Below are 16,695 nucleotides of genomic sequence, written 5' to 3' on the forward strand. Positions count from 1 at the left end.
GTTATTTCCTTATATTTATGCACGTTTATTGGATAAGCCAAAGGTAAACATTAGTGCTGCTACCAGTACTAAGCCTTTAATAAAGTCTTGTGTGTAATAGGGAGTATTCATCATGGTGAGTCCGTTTAGCAGTACGCCGACAAACAGCGCGCCAATAGCCGAACCTTGAGCATTAGGTCTTGCCGCACCAAGCACGGCGAAACCAATTAACGCCCCTGCGACACCATCCATCAGCAGGGAGTTGCCAGAACTTACGTCACCTCGCCCAATTCGGGCAGCCAGCAAAATGCCACCAATTGAGGCATAAACGCCAGACATCACATAAGCGACATAACGGTAGAACTTGATGCGTGCACCAGCTAATTTAGCCGCTTGTTCATTCGAGCCAATGGCATACATCACTCGACCATGGCGCGTTCGCTCCAAGAAGAAATAAGTGATCACTGCCAGTATCAACATGATGACAACCGGTACAGGAATGATGTCAAAAATGCGCGCTCGACCTAGGAACAAAAAGCTTTCAGAAAAAGTGCCCGTCGCCGTTTCACCATTTGCTAGAGACATACCCGTTGAAATTGAACGACCTTGAGTCGGGATAAGTTGTAAACCCAATAACAAAAACATCATGCCTAAGGTAGTAAGCAGATCTGGCACTTTCATTTGCACAGTCATAAAACCGTTAACCAAGCCAACCAACACGCCGACCGTAATGGCGGCAAAGATGGCCATGCCGGTTCCACCATCAAACACCACCATTACGTAGCTGGCTGTCATCATTGAAAACGCCGCCGTTGAACCAATCGACAAATCAAAACCATCAACTGCCAAGGTTGCCGTCACGCCAAGGGCTAAAATGGCAACAATCGACACTGACTGGAGGATGATCATCATATTAATGGTGCTAAGAAACGCCGGTTCCGCGACTGAAAATAGAATCAGCATCAGAGCAAGTAAAATTAGCAAGCCATATTTAATGGCAAATTCACGCATATCTTTCATCAGTGACATCCTCTGTATTCGTTATCTTGTCGTTTGATTTTTCTGGAGCAGCCGCTATTTGATTGATCAGTGTTGGCATATGAATTTGATCTATTCGGTGCACGCCAACTAGGTTGTTGTGATTAAACACGATGATTCGGTCGGCAATCTCTAACGCCTCTTCAACATCGGTACAAACCGCAATTGTGACACGGTCACTTGCAGTTTTACGCAAAAGCTCGCCTATTTGACGGCGGGAAGAAATATCGACACCTTGGAATGGTTCATTGAGCAATAACACATGGCATGATTCCATCATCCATCGAGCCACCATGGCTTTTTGTTGATTCCCCCCAGATAAGGTCGTCATTAAATCTTCTTGATCGGTGTACTTTACTTTGGTGGTTTGAATTGCCGCCGTGACGTGCTCTTTTTCACGCTTTGTATCGATAAAACCAAACGACGAAAAATGCTTTAAAAAAGGTAAGCTTACGTTTTGTTCTATCGAAAAATCAGGGATCAAAGCGTTATTGCCACGGTCTTCTTGCACCATAAAGATACCGCTATTAATCGCATGGGTTGGTGTGCTCGGTGTCCAATCGTATCCCTCTAGGGTGATGCGCCCAGAAGCAAATTTAGCCATGCCAAAGATGCCTTCAACCACTGAAGTGCACCCTGATGATAGAAGACCTGTAAGCACGACTATCTCACCTGCTCTAAACGTCAGATCAAATGGCGCCGAATGGGGCTTCAACCGAACATCTAAGATCTCCAAAATAGTATGGTCACCCTCTCGATACTGGTGGCTCACAGCCCCCACGGCATGACCAAGCATTGAATCAACGGCCGCATCGTAATCTAATGGGGGTTCGAACATCCCCACGATACGACCTTCACGCAACGCGGCAATTTTATCGGCAAGGGTACGAATGTCTGACATCCGGTGTGAGATATAAACCACCGCCACACCTTCGCTTCGCATGGTTTGCACTGCCTCAAACAGCTTGACCGATTCAGTGTCGGAAAGTGAGGATGTTGGCTCATCAAGAATAAGTAGCTTAGGTTTATCGGAAATAGCACGCGCTATCGCGACCAGTTGTTTGTCCGCTTGTGACAATTCAGATACTTGAGTATCTAAAGGCAAGGTTAAACCAATTTTATCTGCGATTGGTTGCGCTTGTTTTTGTAGCTCTTTTTTTGTAATGAAAGTGCTAAACCGTCCGTCACACAACTTATCGAGTAATAGGTTCTCAGCAATGTTCAAGTCTTGAACCACACCATCGTTAATGATTTGGTGGACGGTGATAATGCCGGCATCACGTGCAGACTGAGGGGTCGAAACGTCAACGGGTTGATCGTTTATAAAAATGGCGCCTTCATCTGCAGAATAAACGCCACTTAATATCTTCACCAACGTTGACTTACCTGCGCCATTCGCACCCATCAACGCTAGGACACTCCCACCTTCGATGCTCAGGCTAATATCATGTAAGACCGTATTACTACCGAAGGCCTTTTTGATGGATCGTATCTCAATAGTATTTGTGACTTCTGACATGAACACTCCATTGATCATCCAAGTGATTTACAAAAGTAATACTAGATGATCAATTGTTAAGCATTCTGTGATTAAGATAGCAGTTTAAAAAATGAACAGCATTTCCCGCCTCGATTTGTACTGATTTATGACATCAGTCAAATATCACACCCTTTTGCAATATCATGCAAGCATATGGGCGCATATCATTGGTACTTATCACCAACTGACACCCGCGAGTCGCGGTATAAAACTCTTGCCTATCCATCAACTCTGTTGAATATTTCGCTTCCTCTGAGTTTCGTTTAACTTCGAAAAAATCCGACGCAGCATCAGTAGGTTGTGCACTTCCATCTTCTGCCATTATCCACATCGGTGTCTCAGTAAACGCATCGAGTGGAAAATGCTTGAGTACACTACTCAGCACTTGTGACGCGTTAACTCCTGGAAGAGAAATATGGCAAAACTGAGCATGTGAGCGAGCAGGGAAATTGGCATCAACAATGGCTAAACGGTCACCGTGCCCCATATTTTGTAAAGCAAATAACAATTCAGCATTCAATAGTGGGTCTATATGTTTCAACATTAGAATTTACCTTTGTATTTACATTCATACAAAAGTCTATTACATTTTTTTATGTCAGCAAGACCACAAAACTTTTATAATTGTCAAAACATGAGAATACTTACAGAATTCAAATAATAATCATAAGGATGGCAATCGATGACCGATGCTGTGCTACGAAACGTCAGCGCATTCAATAGTGATCCAGTGCTTCATGCAACTTGGCTTTACTACCAAGAAGGACTTAGCCAAACAGAAGTAGCTAAGTTGATGGGTATTTCACGAGTAACGGTAGTGAAGTATTTGCAAACCGCACGAGAAAAAGGATTGGTGCAGATAAGTCTCGATTTAAATACCTTTTCCTCTATTGAAACCTCGTTACTGATCAAAGATAAGTTCAACCTCGAACGCGTCATCATCGTTCCCGATGGCGAACATGCAGATCAGCGTGAAGACTCAAAGCTAATGCGTGAACGTCTTGCTCGTGCTGGAGGGATGTATTTAAATCAAGTGGTCGAAGATAGTGACGTGCTTGGTGTTGCTTGGGGGCGAACCATCCATCAGATGAGTCACCTAATGACACCGAAGAGTTGTAAAGACGTCACCGTCATGCAAATGCTCGGTTCAATGCCAGCTCAACCCGACTTCACTACCATTGAATCCTCTTCTCAATTAGCACACCGCCTCTCTGGTCGCGTAATTTCCCTGCATGTTCCAGCAGTGGTTTCGAGCTCGCGTCTTGCGATGGAACTACAAGCTGAACCCATCATCCGTGCCAATTTTGATGCACTGACTCGCTGCAACAAAGCACTGTTTGTGGTTGGTAATGCACTCGAAGAGAACCCGTTGATTCGTGTTGGCGTGCTTTCAAAAAAAGAGATGCAAAACTACCGAGAACTAGGCGCTGTCGGTGTCATTTGTGGGCGTTTTTACGACAAGTTTGGGCAACCGGTCGTCGCTGAGATCGATTTGAGAATATTGGGCATTAGCCTCGCACAGCTTCGCCAAGTCGAAAGGCGCATTTTCCTCGCGGGTGGCAAGCGTAATTATGAAGCAACGCTTGGCGCTATTTTGGGAGGGTATGTTTCAGATTTGATTATTGATGAAGGTACTGCCGAATTTTTAGCAACTGTCGACGTTCCAAAGTAAAACCACTCCAGTTACAGTAATGCCGCAACGCGGCATTGCTCGTTACAACCAAATAATTTAAAACCAATCAATTAATATCCATCAAACACACCTGCATTATAGTCTTCAACTGCCTGATTAATCTCTTCCATGCTGTTCATCACAAATGGACCATAATGAACCACCGGCTCATCGATTGGTTGTCCACTAAACACCAGCACGCCACTAACCTCTTCGGCGTGAAGCTCAGCATATTCAGCATGACTTAATAGTGCCATCTGCCCTTGATGTACGGCACTTCCCTGAACACTGATCTCACCACGGTAGACATACAGCATCATGTTGTGATGTTCTGGGACTTGTAGATGAAGAAGATTGCCCTGCTCTGCTCGCCAATCGGCCACACTGGCTGGCACTCCTGTTGTCATTAATGGTGCAAATACAGCGTCACCGTTAATAATAAGTTCACCAGAAATGAGCCGCACTAAACCTGCCTCTTTTGAGCGATGTTCGGTTATCGTTTCTGGTTGAAAATCATGGTATTGCGCTGGCTTCATTTTGTCGCGCGCGGGTTGGTTTATCCAAATTTGAAAGCCGTGCAACTCACCGTCTTGCATAATTGGCATCTCACTGTGAATGACGCCTCTACCGGCTGCCATCCATTGCGCTCCGCCACTTCGCAATTGACCGACATTACCCATGTGGTCTTCATGCTGAAAATGCCCTTGCAGCATATAGGTTAATGTTTCAATACCGCGATGTGGATGGGGAGGAAACCCACCAACGTAGTCTTGTCGTTGATCGGTTTTTAGTTCATCAACCATTAGGAAGGGGGAAAAACTCGCGTTATTAAAACCTGCAATACGACGTATTTTAACGCCATCTCCATCGGCAGTCGGAGTCGCATTAATGATTTTCAGGATTGCTCTTTGCTGGTGGGCTGTTTTTGCTTCACTCATAACAACTGTTCCTACTTTTTTGCTTTAAGAACAGTATAAAAACTAAGATAAAAAACAAACTCAGGAGAAATTGCTCTACTCATTCGATAAATTCGAACAAGTAGAGACTAACCATGTCTGCACTGAATATAATGGGCAACCGCACCGACTAGATTGGCGTCATTACCGAACTTTGAAGCCACAACTTGCGGTGTAATATGACAAAATGGCATGGCTTGAGTGTAATGAGCAAACTTTTGTTCGATCAATGGGATAAGTTTAGCTTGCTGGCTAATTGCACCACCCAAGACAATATATTCAGGATCGAGTGTATACTGAAGGTTGAATAATGTGGTCGCCAAATACCCCACCCACTTATCAACGACATCAGCGATATCGGCATCACCACTTTGGTATAACTCAAATACCTTCTTTCCATCCAACGTTTGGCGAGGAACATTCAGTCGTTTCGCGGCTTGTACGATTAGCCCTTGAGTTGATGCTAGTTCAGAAACAACTTGTGGGCACCCATTACTAAAGCCGAGGATCGCATAGCCAAACTCACCACCGTATAAATGGTGTCCTTTACACAACTTGCCATCAACAATCAGTGCCCCACCCACCCCTGAGCCGATAACCACTAAACAAATATTATTTGAGTCACACTGATTACCTATCCAACTTTCCGCAAGTGCTGCACAACACGCATCATTTTCAATTTCCACCGGTAGATGATAACGCTGGCTAAAAAGCGTTTTCACATCCACACCGTGAATATAATGAAGAGAACTGGCACCATAGACTAAGCCCTTGTTGGTCTCAACAGCGCCACAAGCACTGATCGCAATCCCTTGTATGCGATAGTTTTCTTGCAACTGCATAAACACTGGGTCAAAAAGAGCAAACCAATCCTCAAAGCTCTTCACCCGACTCGGTAATGAAAACTTCTCAAAGATGTTTGCTTGCGCATCCATTATTGCGCCTTTTACTGCGCTGCCACCAAAATCCAGTGCGAGATAAACCATTAGCCTTAACTCTTAACCTTAAGTGCTAGTCACTTTGATGCATACAAATTCTGGATTCAAGTCAGTTTAAGCAAACTGTGATTGCTACATGAGATTTATGTCTCATCATGCTCGACGATGCGAGGACATTCATCTATTGGTCACACTGCTCCTAGTTGTAAGGAAACGCCTAGAATGATCCAGTAAGCATTTGCTTTCATTAAAAATTCAACACAAAAATGCATAAAACAACAATAGGCGTGATGAATGTAACGTTATTACTAACATTATGTAGCCTGAGACTTACTAATATGAAAGTTTATAGAACGCTTATCATTTTTGCGACTTAGCTTAGGTCGCCTGTCTCAATTGAGAGAATTAAAGTGTTCAAAAGGAGTGAACATTTATCATGAATGCGCTGACGGATAGGAAGCTACTCAACATTATCAAAACGCTGCCTTTTTTCCTTATTGTGATTTTTGTCAGCGTATTATTGATGATTGTCGTCAGCGACAGCCATAAGCGTGCCAATCAACTTGAACGGAACTTAATTGCGAGCAATCTAGAGCGCCAAAAAGAAATCATTGCTCAACGTGTAAAAAGCTCATACAACCAAATTCGCTATGAGCGACGCCAAGTTGCTTCATTACTCAAATCACAAGTAAAATATCACGTCGACATCGCTCATCAAGTCGCCAGTACTATTTACCAAGCCAACCGCGACAAACCCGAAATCGAAGTAAAACAGATGATCGCCGATGCGCTCAGAAAACTTCGCTATAACGATGATCGCGGCTACTTCTTCATCTATAGCATGGATGGCACAAACATCATGCTTGCCACGACTCCTGAAACGGAAGGAACGCAACGTCTTGAAATGAGAGACACCAGAGGTGTGCAATTCCTAAAAGAATACATTGAAATCCTAAAACAATCAGAAGATGGTGCGGCTTACCATCGCTGGTGGTTCACAAAACCTCAAAGTCAAAACGAGTACGAAAAAATTGGTTATGGTCGCCACTTTGTGCCGTATGACTGGATAATTGGTTCCGGAGAGTATGTCGAAGATGTCGAAAAACAAATCCAACAAAATATATTGCGTTGGATATCCAACTATCGGTTTGGTGAAAATGGCTACCTATTTGTACTTGATGAACAAGGGCAAGTTCTCGCGCACAAAGACCCTCTGTTTGTTGATTCCAATTTTACAAAACTGGTGACAGAAGCCAGCAGAACGTTTGATGAAGACAACAAAAACGCTGGGTATGTTCAGTATCAATCACCCTATCATCCTGATGGATTGCTTAATTCCAATAAAGTTAGCTATATCAAATTTGATCCCGAGTGGGGCTGGCTAATAGGTTCAGGAATCTACGTCGAAGAAGTAGAGCGTCGCATTGCACCACAAATATTTAAGTTACGTGAACAGGTTCGTTCAGAGCTATTTAAGGTTTTACTTTTATGCCTATCTCTTGCGCTGATCCTGACCTTGTTGTCTATATTGCTCAGCAACTACCTCGGTCGTCGATTTAGCAAGTTTCAAAATCGCATTGAAGCTGATTTTTCCAAATTAGAAAAACGCAAAGAGCAGTTACGCCAATTAGCTCAATATGACCCGCTAACCCAGCTACCTAATCGACTATTGCTCGAAGACAAAGTAAAACAAGGCATTTCTGAGAGTAAGAAACATCAATTGCTGCTGGCAGTATTGTTCGTTGACATAGATAAGTTTAAACGCGTCAATGATAAATATGGTCACGATGCTGGGGATGTCCTACTCACTCAAATAGCTAAACGTTTTTCACGTTTAGTGGCGGATAAAGGAAGCGTAGCGCGATTTGGAGGAGATGAATTTGTATTTTGTTTGCCAAAGCTGAATGATGAACAACAAGCAAGGAAAATGGTCAGTCAAATCCAGTCTTGTTTACTCCGTCCGTTCTTAGTTCATGGTATCAGTATTGAGTTGAGTTCTTCGATTGGCGTCTCTCTGTATCCCAATGACGCACTCGAACCACGCGCTTTGATGTCCAAGGCAAATATTGTTTTATCTCGTTCGAAGAAGCAAGGTAAAGGGAATGTCACTTTCTTTGATCAAAAAATCAGTGAAGAGTTAACCAATAAATTCCTACTTGAAGATGAGTTCAAAGATGCTTTGCAACGTGGTGAGCTTGATGTTTATTACCAACCTCAAATTGATTCCGTAACAGGCACGATGAAAGGCATTGAGGCATTATGCCGTTGGATAAGCCCCACTTTGGGTGTTATTTCACCCGTTGTTTTTATTGATATGGCGGAAAAAAACAACGCTATTTTAGATTTAGGCAAATTCGTGTTCGATAAAGCATGCAAAGATGCTCATGAGCTAAACCTCACTCTTTCACAGCCTATCTCTGTTTCAATTAATATTTCTCCTACGCAATTACTCCATCCTCACTTTACCGAGATGGTTGTGACCACCGCGAAACGTCATGATATGCCAACTGAATTGATTATTTTGGAATTGACTGAAAACGTTTTTATCGAGGATATAAAAGCAATTCAGCCAACTTTGGAGAAATTAAGAACACTTGGATTTGGCATTTCTTTAGACGATTTTGGAACCGGATTTTCGTCGCTAAGCTATCTCAATTTAATGCCGATTACTGAAATAAAAATTGATCGTTCATTTATTACCAGAATGCAAAACAGTCAGTCGAATCTCAATATCGTCAAAACTATTGTCGCCATTGCTCACTCCAACGACTTGAACATTGTCGCCGAGGGGGTTGAACAAATAGAGCAACAAAACTTATTGCATGATATGAAGTGCTACACCATTCAAGGCTATCTCTACTCTAAACCGGTCCCGATTGGAGATATACACCACCACTCAAGAATGACTGTCTGTCACTAGTATTCTGGCAACCGATGATGGGTGATGATTATCAAACATTCTCATAATTCAGACATTGTTTCTGTGTACTATTAACCTTAATTATTTGAAACCAAACTAAAACCAAATTTTCATTCTAAAGTTTTATTCCTCCGGTTTGGTTATTGTGCACACAAGGATATTAGGTGTTGAGTACCAACGCATTTGCCAAGCTCTTTTTCGGCACTGCTGGAATCCAATTCTTCAGTAGAGGTATTTCAGTAGTTGCGGGCGTCATATTCGCCCGTTTTCTCGGCGCAGAACAATACGGTCTCTATACTTACGTTCTTTCTATAGTCAATATTGCCGCCTTGCCCGTTCTTGCTGGGCTACCCAACTTAATGGTTCGAGAGATTGCCAGTTTTCACTATGAAAAAAACTGGAGCAACCTGCAGGGGATGCTTTTATGGTCACGCTTTTACGTGTTTGGTCTCTCTCTGATCATATTTTCTATCATGATAGGGTTGGTACACTTCGGCTATTTCGAACCGCATGTAGCAACACTAATCTATGTCGCCGTGTGGGTGATTCCTTTAAGAGGGATAGCAACCCAACAAGATTCGGTATTAAATGGGTTCGGTAAGCCAATTTTGGCCCAACTCCCTTCAAAGCTATTGGCGCCGGTAATCACTCTGTCGATATTGTTATATTTTGTCGTAACAGGTACGCCGCTTTCATCAATGACTCTGGTCTTCATTTCCGTACTGGCTTTGGTGTTTACCTGCGTACTGAGTTTCTTTCTCGTTCGCTATGTTGTCAGGAAAAATGCCCAAACGGCCAAGCCCACTTTTTCAAGTAAACCCTGGTTTAAGTCTTTATTGCCTTTCGCCATGATCACCTTTGTTTTTACTCTAAATACCGAATTGGCCATTGTCTTATTGGGGTGGATGACTAACCTCGAATCCATTGCTTACTTTCGGGTTGCCACTCAAGCGGTCATGCTGATCACCATACTTCGCTCTTCTATCGACGCGGTCATTATGCCTAAAATTGCTCGTTTCTATCGTAGTGAAGCGTTCGATGAGATCCAAATACTGCTTACCCGCTCTGTCAGGCTAACCATGTTTACCTCTTCGATTATATTCGTTATTTTGATCTTTGGAGGTCAAACACTGATCAATGTTTTATTTGGTCATGAATATGAAGCGGCTTATCTGCCATTAATCATTCTATGTGTTGGGCAATTCATCAGTATTTTCCTTGGTTCATCAGCCGCGGTACTCAATATGACCAACAATGAACAGAAAACCATGAAGACTTTAATGTTGTCATTGGTCATCAATGTCGGCTTAATGTTGTTATTAGTGCCACTGTATCAAGAAGTTGGTGCTGCTATCGCTGTCTCAATCTCCTTAGTATTAAGCCACTTATTGATGAGCCGTGAAGTGTTCAAAATCACCCGTTTACACACCAGTTTATGCTTTGCCAAGTCGGTTAAAGAAGCAAAAAAACCATCGTTTGAATTAAAATAATCACAATAATCTAGGGGGCGCGCATAATATATAGCCCCTTTGTTTAAACTGCCTGCCCCACCATTCCGAGTCTATAGAGTAACATCAGCATCATTTCGTTTAATTGTATAGATCACTCTAAGCGCAGCATTGCATTAACAAATATGTGAAGTGTGTTAACAGTTGCTATTGACGCTATTTCATAAAAGCATAGTATGGACAACTTATTATCTCGTTCATTATGGAACCAAGGGCTACTTTTTATGGATCTCGACATATTTAATCCCTCCCAGCACTTGAGGCGAGCCGTTTTATTTTGGTTAAGTATGTTTTTGACGGGTGCCGCTCTGATCATCACTTATCTCACAATAAGCGATGCACAATCATCCAAATTCCCCGTTATTGAGCTGATGTTTGGTCTTTTTTCGGCTTACGTATGCTACCAAACCTATCGAGATCAAGGTTCAGAGTGGCTACGTAAAAGCTATGTATGGTCATTTATGGTGACAGTGTGTTGGACCGTAACTCATAATCCAATCACCTATGGTGTTTATGTATGGGCAAATTTAATTCCGATTATGTGCTATCTCATTCTCGGTAAAAAATCAGCCAAAATTGTGACTCCCTGCGGTCTGTTTGCCATAACCGTACTAATAGCCGTTCAGATGAACCAACAAGCTGAATTTCACATTCAATTATTATTCAATTTTGTATTGAGTTATTTGAGTATCTGGGCGACCACCCATATTTTGGAAGTGAAACGAACCAATTCAGAAAGCTCGCTGGGTAAGCTCGCATCGCGAGATGCATTGACCGGAGTTTATAATCGTCACGCATTGGTCCATAGTTTTGAGCGTTACCGACAAGAAAGCCAAAAACTGCCACTGTCATTGCTCATCTTAGATCTCGACTATTTTAAACGTATAAACGATGCTCATGGTCATGATGTTGGTGACAGGGTCTTGGTACAAACCGCCTCATTACTAGATTCGTTAAGCGATGAGCATTTGGTGTACCGAATTGGTGGTGAGGAGTTTTGTATTGCTTTACATAATACATCTAGCCAACAAGCCAAAATGAAGGCGGAATACATTCGGTTTTCAATCGAAAACCATTCCTTTCAAGTCGATGAACAGAACATTACTCTGACCGTAAGTATTGGAGTGTACCAATGCCACCACTTTAATAGCCTAGAGAGTGTTCTGCGTAAGGCTGATATTGAGTTGTATCGAGCGAAAAGAAGTGGACGAAACCAAGTGATGATGTCTCGCAATGACGAAGGCATCACCGACGCGATCTAGTACTGCTACCTACTCAAAAACAACATTGTAGTTTTCTGTATAAGTACAGTGAGGTTGACGGCTACAAGTGAAGAAACGACGTCCTTTATGATCACCATGAGCTGCGGTTTTAATAGTCATTGGGCTACCACAACGCTTACAAAAACGCACTTCTTTGTCCGCTTCAATAAGATCAATATGAGCAGCTAACAAACGGCGCAGCTTACCTACTTGATAACTGTGCTTAACCGTTGCCCCAATTAATGGAATTCCCGAGGATTTACAGGCATGCATTAATAGCTTTTGTCGCTCAACTTTGCCTTTATTTAGCGGCGTGCCATCATCTAACTCAATCACCACTCTCACTTCTAAGCTACGTGGGTCACATACAACAAAATCAAAATAGCTTTTTGCGATTCGATTGTTGGCAATAAACCAGCTTTTCTTATCGGTCGTTTTTGGCGTAAGCACTTTACTCATTGCAACTTTAGACAAAATCACGCCTTGTTGCCCAACCGCACTAATCAATGCGTTATAAAATGCCGACTCTTTACTGTTGAGCAAAGGACCTTTCTTTTTATAGTCACTGTCTTTTAGCTCATCTTGTTTGAGGTAGCGCTGATGAACGAAAAGATAAAAAGCGACAAAAAGAACGACTAAAATAGCAACGTATTCCATTGCGAATAACACACCTTAAAGTAAAAGAGTAAAATGAATAACTAACGGCTAATCTTACCCTTAATTACATAAGTGACAAAGCGTAATCACGAGACAAATATATTCAGTTGAACTTGGCTCTAATTAAACAACCCGCTGACTGCGCGTTTATAGCTTCGCTCTGGGCGTCCGACAGTGCCATAGTGCACATCAGCCACAAGCTCTCCAGTGCTGATAAGATACTCTAGATAGCGCCTTGCTGTTGTCCTACTCGCACCTATTTTAGTACCTGCATCTTCAGCAGTTAAGCTAATCGGCTGGCTAAAAAGCGCTCTTATTTTATCTAGGGTTACGCTATCAATCCCCTTGGGTAAACGGGGCGTTGGAGCCTCATTACCAACAGATTGTAGCATTCTGTCCACTAAGCCCTGATCTAAGTCATTCAACTTATCGAGTTGCAGTTTCTGTTCGCTATATTTTTTTAACGCCATTTCTAAGCGGCTAAATATAACAGGCTTAAGTAAGTAGTCCACGACACCGCCACGCATCGCTTGCTGTAAGGTCTCAACATCACGAGCAGCGGTGACTAAAATAGCATCACAGCTCTGTTTCTCGCTGCGTAACAGCGCCAAAATATCTAGCCCACTACCATCTGGTAGATACACATCAAGGATCACTAAGTGCGGTTGCAAGATTTCAATTTGCAACAGTGCATCCGCCTTAGTGGTGGCAATTCCAACAACCTCAAACCCTTCCAACTGTTCAATGTATCGTTGGTGTAGCTGTGCAATTTTAATATCATCTTCAATTATCATTACTTCAACGGCAGAAGTCATTACAGCTTATCCTTTGGTAAATACACCGTGACTCTCGCGCCTGAGCCATCATTATTAACAAGTTCTATTTGTCCATTGTAGCGTGTAACCAACTGTTTTATTAAGTAAAGCCCTACGCCCCTTCCTTCGCTCGCTTTGCTTGAAACCCCCATTTCAACCAACAACTCAGATGACACCCCTTCAGGTAAGCCAATCCCTTGGTCGACGACTTCAAAAATTATCTCATTGCCATAATCCGTGAGTGATACGTCTATTTTTCTTCGTTGTGGGTCGACTGATACTTGATTGACCATCGCACTTCTAATCGAATCAAAAGCGTTATCAATCATATTACCAAGGATAGTCACGCCATCTTCCGCATTGATACGAGCAGGTAATGACAACAACCTCGAACCTGGCTCCAACTGCAAACTTAAGCCCAATTCCCGAGCGCGTTCTGTTTTACCGAGCAACAATCCCGCGATCAAAGGTTCATTGATCGTTTCACGTAAACTCTCCATCAAACTTTGGTAATGAGCCGATTCTTGCCCAATAAACGTCTGCACCGCTTCTAATTCACCAAGCTGCACCATTCCACTGATTGTACTGAGCTTATTTCGATGTTCATGAGTTTGAGAACGCAGCATTTCTGCGTACTCTTTGGTTTTAGCAAGCTGTTCTGTTAATTCTGTGATTTCATCTCTTAAACGAAAACTGGATACCGCGCCAACCACTTCTCCATCGACTACGATGGCACTTCGATTCGCAATTAACCTTTGTCCATTGAGATACAAATTGATGTCTTGATCAACTCTAGGATTTGCTAGCAATTCTTGTAATTGGCTATCAGGTAGCACCTCACTGAGTGGACGATTTAGATACTGCTCTTTGCTAATGCCCAAAATTCGGCAAGCGCTTTTATTGATAGAGCGTAATCTGCCATGGGAATCAATACTTATAATGCCCTCTTTTAAGGTCTCAAGCGTGACATCCAATTCAACATACAATCGGGCTATTTCCTCTGGTTCAAAGCCCAGAATTGCTTTTTGAAACCGGCGCGAAGCGTAGCTGGAGATAAGCGCATTGGCTGCTAACACGATCACAGTCATCGCTAACAGGTAAGCTAAGTAAGGTTCAATTCGATCTTGTAATCGGTCGATCAGATAACCAACCGAAACCACGCCGACAATATTGCCGCGCTCATCAAATATTGCCGTTTTACCTCGAACAGAATAGCCGAGAGATCCCTCAGCAAATGAAACGTACGACTCGCCATCAATCAAGGCTTTATTGTTGTCGCCTCCTTTCATTGGCTTACCTATGCGCGCATCGATTGGGTGCACGATACGAATACCATTCTTATCACCAATCACAATAAATGCAGCACCAATCAGTTGACTGAGGTTGCGATATTTCAATTGTTCATCGCTACGACCTTGTTTGGCAATTTGGATAACATCTGGTGACTGAGCAAGAAAAGACGCGACTCCCAGGGCTTTAAGCCCGACTTCTTGCTGTTGTGTATGCTTGATATAGAGAAACCCCGCAGCAACCAGAACCAAAAGTTCTATTAGCCCAGTTAATGTCATTATCACGAGCATTCGCTTACGAAAACTAATACCACTCCAATTCATTCCATTTCCCTAACAACTTAATGAGGGCAGCAAACACAAACCACCAACCCCATAAATAATAACATTTATTTAACACCCATTCTGTCACCCTTCGTCACATTTATGCCCTGCACACAATAAGCACGACCTTGCCGCTACTAATGTTGGAAAAACGACCAAAGTCGTTACAAATCCCTCACTTAGATGATCTGAAATTGCTAATCATGTGCATTGATTGAAATAAGTTGCTATGGTGTTCAAAACAATAACAATACAAAGTCACTTTGAAAGAACAAAAGCCGATAATTGAATTTAACGAACTCAACAAATGGTATGGCGAGTTCCACGCATTAAAGAATATTAATCTCTCAGTTGAACCCGGTGAGATAGTGGTGGTTTGTGGCCCATCAGGCTCAGGAAAATCAACATTAATCCGCTGTATCAATCACTTGGAAGATTTTCATCAAGGTGAACTCACTGTCTTTACCCATCCTGTAGGCAGTAAACACATTCTTCCAGGCAAAGTAGGTATGGTGTTCCAGCACTTTCACTTATTTCCCCATCTCACTGTATTAGAAAACCTCACTCTCGCGCCCATAAAAACGTTAAAGCTCTCCAAAGCGCAAGCCAAGGAACGAGCGATAAAATACCTAGAGCGAGTCAATATTGCCGAGCAGGCCAATAAGTACCCAATCCAGCTATCTGGTGGTCAGCAACAACGTGTCGCGATTGCTCGCTCTCTTTGTATGGAACCCGATATTTTATTGTTTGATGAACCAACATCCGCGCTCGACCCCGAAATGATCAACGAAGTATTAGATGTCATGGTTGAACTGGCAAAATCAGGCATGACCATGGTCTGTGTCACCCACGAAATGGGCTTCGCAAAAAAGGTTGCTAACCGAGTGGTGTTTATGGATGAAGGTGAAATTGTTGAAATCGGAACTCCGACCGCTCTGTTTGAGTCACCAACTCACCACCGCACTCAAACATTCTTAAATCAGATATTGAGCTACTGATGATGTACCGAATCATGAAGCCCACTCTTCAGGCCATTTTGCAAATCATTGTGATGATTATTGCTATCGGCTGGGTGCTGGATTCCGGAGCAAAGGCCATGAATTACCAATGGCAGTGGCACCGTATGCCTGACTACATTATGTTCTATGAAGATGGCGAGTGGTGGCCAGCAGAGTTACTCGAAGGGCTACTTGTCACCATTAAAATTTCAGCATTAAGCCTTATATTTACCTTGGCTTTGGGTTTAGCCACCGCTTTGTTGAAAATGAGCCAGTCACGTGTGGGGCGTTTTTTAGCGACCAGCTATATAGAAATCATCCGTAACACACCGCTATTAGTGCAAATCTATCTTCTCTATTTCGTTTTTGGTCCTGTGATTGGTCTCGATAGATTCAGTACCGCGGTACTTGCCTTGGCTTTATTTCAAGGAGCGTATACGGCTGAGATCTTACGAGGGGGGCTGCAAAGTATCCCGACCGGTCAATTTGAAGCCGCTAAAACGTTGGGGCTTTCACCATGGCACAGTTATAAAGATGTCATCTTGCCACAAGTCATACAACGCACTATTCCACCACTGACCAACGAAGTTGTGTCACTCATAAAAAACTCTTCCATTGTCAGTGTGATGGCCATTTTTGATCTCACCACTGAAGCTCGCAATATTGTTTCGGAAACTGCTATGCCGTTTGAAGTTTGGTTTTCAGTGGCGGCGATTTACCTCATATTAACCCTATCACTCTCTGCCCTATCCGCATGGCTGGAGCATAGACTTGGAGCCAGTTGGCGCAAATTATAAGG

At 42.9% G+C, this 16,695-nt stretch carries 14 protein-coding genes; 6 read left to right on the plus strand and 8 right to left on the minus strand.

The features are described 5' to 3' along the window. Positions 1–15 precede the first annotated feature (15 nt). The 3 genes from H2O73_RS14440 to H2O73_RS14450 all read right to left on the minus strand — a co-directional run bounded on the left by H2O73_RS14440 (position 16) and on the right by H2O73_RS14450 (position 3,101). Positions 16–999 carry an ABC transporter permease gene (locus H2O73_RS14440; RefSeq protein ID WP_220457603.1) on the minus strand — a complete coding sequence of 328 codons (984 nt, stop codon included), beginning with the start codon at positions 997–999 and terminating at the stop codon, positions 16–18. Then, on the minus strand, positions 983–2,536 hold the full coding sequence (locus H2O73_RS14445; RefSeq protein ID WP_182109570.1) for a sugar ABC transporter ATP-binding protein: 1,554 nt from the start codon (positions 2,534–2,536) through the stop codon (positions 983–985). Before H2O73_RS14445 ends, H2O73_RS14440 begins: the two co-directional genes overlap by 17 nt. Before the next feature lie 133 nt (positions 2,537–2,669). After that, a complete protein-coding gene (locus H2O73_RS14450) occupies positions 2,670–3,101 on the minus strand; it encodes an RbsD/FucU family protein (protein ID WP_182109571.1) in 432 nt (143 codons plus the stop codon). Positions 3,102–3,239: 138 nt separating this feature from the next. Between H2O73_RS14450 and H2O73_RS14455 the strand changes: the two genes are divergently transcribed. Continuing rightward, positions 3,240–4,229, plus strand: coding sequence for a sugar-binding transcriptional regulator (locus H2O73_RS14455; RefSeq protein WP_182109572.1), 990 nt, complete (start codon positions 3,240–3,242; stop codon positions 4,227–4,229). Positions 4,230–4,300: 71 nt separating this feature from the next. Here H2O73_RS14455 and H2O73_RS14460 read toward each other — a convergent pair whose 3' ends face one another. Beyond that, positions 4,301–5,167 carry a pirin family protein gene (locus tag H2O73_RS14460; protein ID WP_182109573.1) on the minus strand — a complete coding sequence of 289 codons (867 nt, stop codon included), beginning with the start codon at positions 5,165–5,167 and terminating at the stop codon, positions 4,301–4,303. Between the two features lie 107 nt (positions 5,168–5,274). After that, positions 5,275–6,171 (minus strand): ROK family protein, encoded by an 897-nt coding sequence (locus H2O73_RS14465; RefSeq protein WP_182109574.1) that lies wholly within the window; start codon positions 6,169–6,171, stop codon positions 5,275–5,277. A 388-nt stretch (positions 6,172–6,559) separates the two neighbouring features. Between H2O73_RS14465 and H2O73_RS14470 the strand changes: the two genes are divergently transcribed. The 3 genes from H2O73_RS14470 (at position 6,560) to H2O73_RS14480 (ending at position 11,813) form a co-directional block, all read left to right on the plus strand. Further along, positions 6,560–9,043 (plus strand): bifunctional diguanylate cyclase/phosphodiesterase, encoded by a 2,484-nt coding sequence (locus H2O73_RS14470; protein WP_182109575.1) that lies wholly within the window; start codon positions 6,560–6,562, stop codon positions 9,041–9,043. A gap of 164 nt (positions 9,044–9,207) precedes the next feature. Continuing rightward, complete coding sequence (locus H2O73_RS14475; protein WP_368737165.1) at positions 9,208–10,533, plus strand: flippase; 1,326 nt, start codon at positions 9,208–9,210, stop codon at positions 10,531–10,533. 242 nt (positions 10,534–10,775) lie between these two features. Then, the gene (locus H2O73_RS14480) at positions 10,776–11,813 is read left to right on the plus strand and encodes a GGDEF domain-containing protein (RefSeq protein WP_182109619.1); all 1,038 of its coding nucleotides are present in this window, start codon (positions 10,776–10,778) and stop codon (positions 11,811–11,813) included. A 9-nt stretch (positions 11,814–11,822) separates the two neighbouring features. Here the strand turns inward: H2O73_RS14480 and H2O73_RS14485 are convergent, their stop codons facing one another. The 3 genes from H2O73_RS14485 to H2O73_RS14495 all read right to left on the minus strand — a co-directional run bounded on the left by H2O73_RS14485 (position 11,823) and on the right by H2O73_RS14495 (position 14,898). Beyond that, on the minus strand, positions 11,823–12,470 hold the full coding sequence (locus H2O73_RS14485) for a DUF2726 domain-containing protein (protein ID WP_182109576.1): 648 nt from the start codon (positions 12,468–12,470) through the stop codon (positions 11,823–11,825). A gap of 119 nt (positions 12,471–12,589) precedes the next feature. After that, positions 12,590–13,285 carry a response regulator gene (locus tag H2O73_RS14490; RefSeq protein ID WP_182109577.1) on the minus strand — a complete coding sequence of 232 codons (696 nt, stop codon included), beginning with the start codon at positions 13,283–13,285 and terminating at the stop codon, positions 12,590–12,592. Further along, positions 13,285–14,898, minus strand: a complete 1,614-nt coding sequence (locus H2O73_RS14495) for an ATP-binding protein (protein WP_182109578.1) — start codon at positions 14,896–14,898, stop codon at positions 13,285–13,287. Before H2O73_RS14495 ends, H2O73_RS14490 begins: the two co-directional genes overlap by 1 nt. 263 nt (positions 14,899–15,161) lie before the next feature. Here H2O73_RS14495 and H2O73_RS14500 point away from each other — a divergent pair, with 263 nt between their 5' ends. Together H2O73_RS14500 and H2O73_RS14505 are read left to right on the plus strand one after the other, a co-directional pair. Next, positions 15,162–15,896 carry an amino acid ABC transporter ATP-binding protein gene (locus H2O73_RS14500; protein ID WP_220457604.1) on the plus strand — a complete coding sequence of 245 codons (735 nt, stop codon included), beginning with the start codon at positions 15,162–15,164 and terminating at the stop codon, positions 15,894–15,896. Next, entirely contained in the window at positions 15,896–16,693 is a 798-nt protein-coding gene (locus H2O73_RS14505; RefSeq protein WP_182109579.1) for an amino acid ABC transporter permease, read from the plus strand. Before H2O73_RS14500 ends, H2O73_RS14505 begins: the two co-directional genes overlap by 1 nt. The last annotated feature ends 2 nt before the right edge of the window (positions 16,694–16,695 follow it).

It is taken from the genome of Vibrio marinisediminis (assembly GCF_014050145.1).
Lineage (GTDB): Bacteria > Pseudomonadota > Gammaproteobacteria > Enterobacterales > Vibrionaceae > Vibrio > Vibrio marinisediminis.

Bases quoted from the DNA above. Each gene is read 5' to 3' on its own strand.
- H2O73_RS14440 (WP_220457603.1), bottom strand. From the start codon at position 999: ATGAAAGATATGCGTGAATTTGCCATTAAATATGGCTTGCTAATTTTA.
- H2O73_RS14445 (WP_182109570.1), bottom strand. From the start codon at position 2,536: ATGTCAGAAGTCACAAATACTATTGAGATACGATCCATCAAAAAGGCC.
- H2O73_RS14450 (WP_182109571.1), bottom strand. From the start codon at position 3,101: ATGTTGAAACATATAGACCCACTATTGAATGCTGAATTGTTATTTGCT.
- H2O73_RS14455 (WP_182109572.1), top strand. From the start codon at position 3,240: ATGACCGATGCTGTGCTACGAAACGTCAGCGCATTCAATAGTGATCCA.
- H2O73_RS14460 (WP_182109573.1), bottom strand. From the start codon at position 5,167: ATGAGTGAAGCAAAAACAGCCCACCAGCAAAGAGCAATCCTGAAAATC.
- H2O73_RS14465 (WP_182109574.1), bottom strand. From the start codon at position 6,171: ATGGTTTATCTCGCACTGGATTTTGGTGGCAGCGCAGTAAAAGGCGCA.
- H2O73_RS14470 (WP_182109575.1), top strand. From the start codon at position 6,560: ATGAATGCGCTGACGGATAGGAAGCTACTCAACATTATCAAAACGCTG.
- H2O73_RS14480 (WP_182109619.1), top strand. From the start codon at position 10,776: ATGGATCTCGACATATTTAATCCCTCCCAGCACTTGAGGCGAGCCGTT.
- H2O73_RS14485 (WP_182109576.1), bottom strand. From the start codon at position 12,470: ATGGAATACGTTGCTATTTTAGTCGTTCTTTTTGTCGCTTTTTATCTT.
- H2O73_RS14490 (WP_182109577.1), bottom strand. From the start codon at position 13,285: ATGACTTCTGCCGTTGAAGTAATGATAATTGAAGATGATATTAAAATT.
- H2O73_RS14495 (WP_182109578.1), bottom strand. From the start codon at position 14,898: ATGAATTGGAGTGGTATTAGTTTTCGTAAGCGAATGCTCGTGATAATG.
- H2O73_RS14505 (WP_182109579.1), top strand. From the start codon at position 15,896: ATGATGTACCGAATCATGAAGCCCACTCTTCAGGCCATTTTGCAAATC.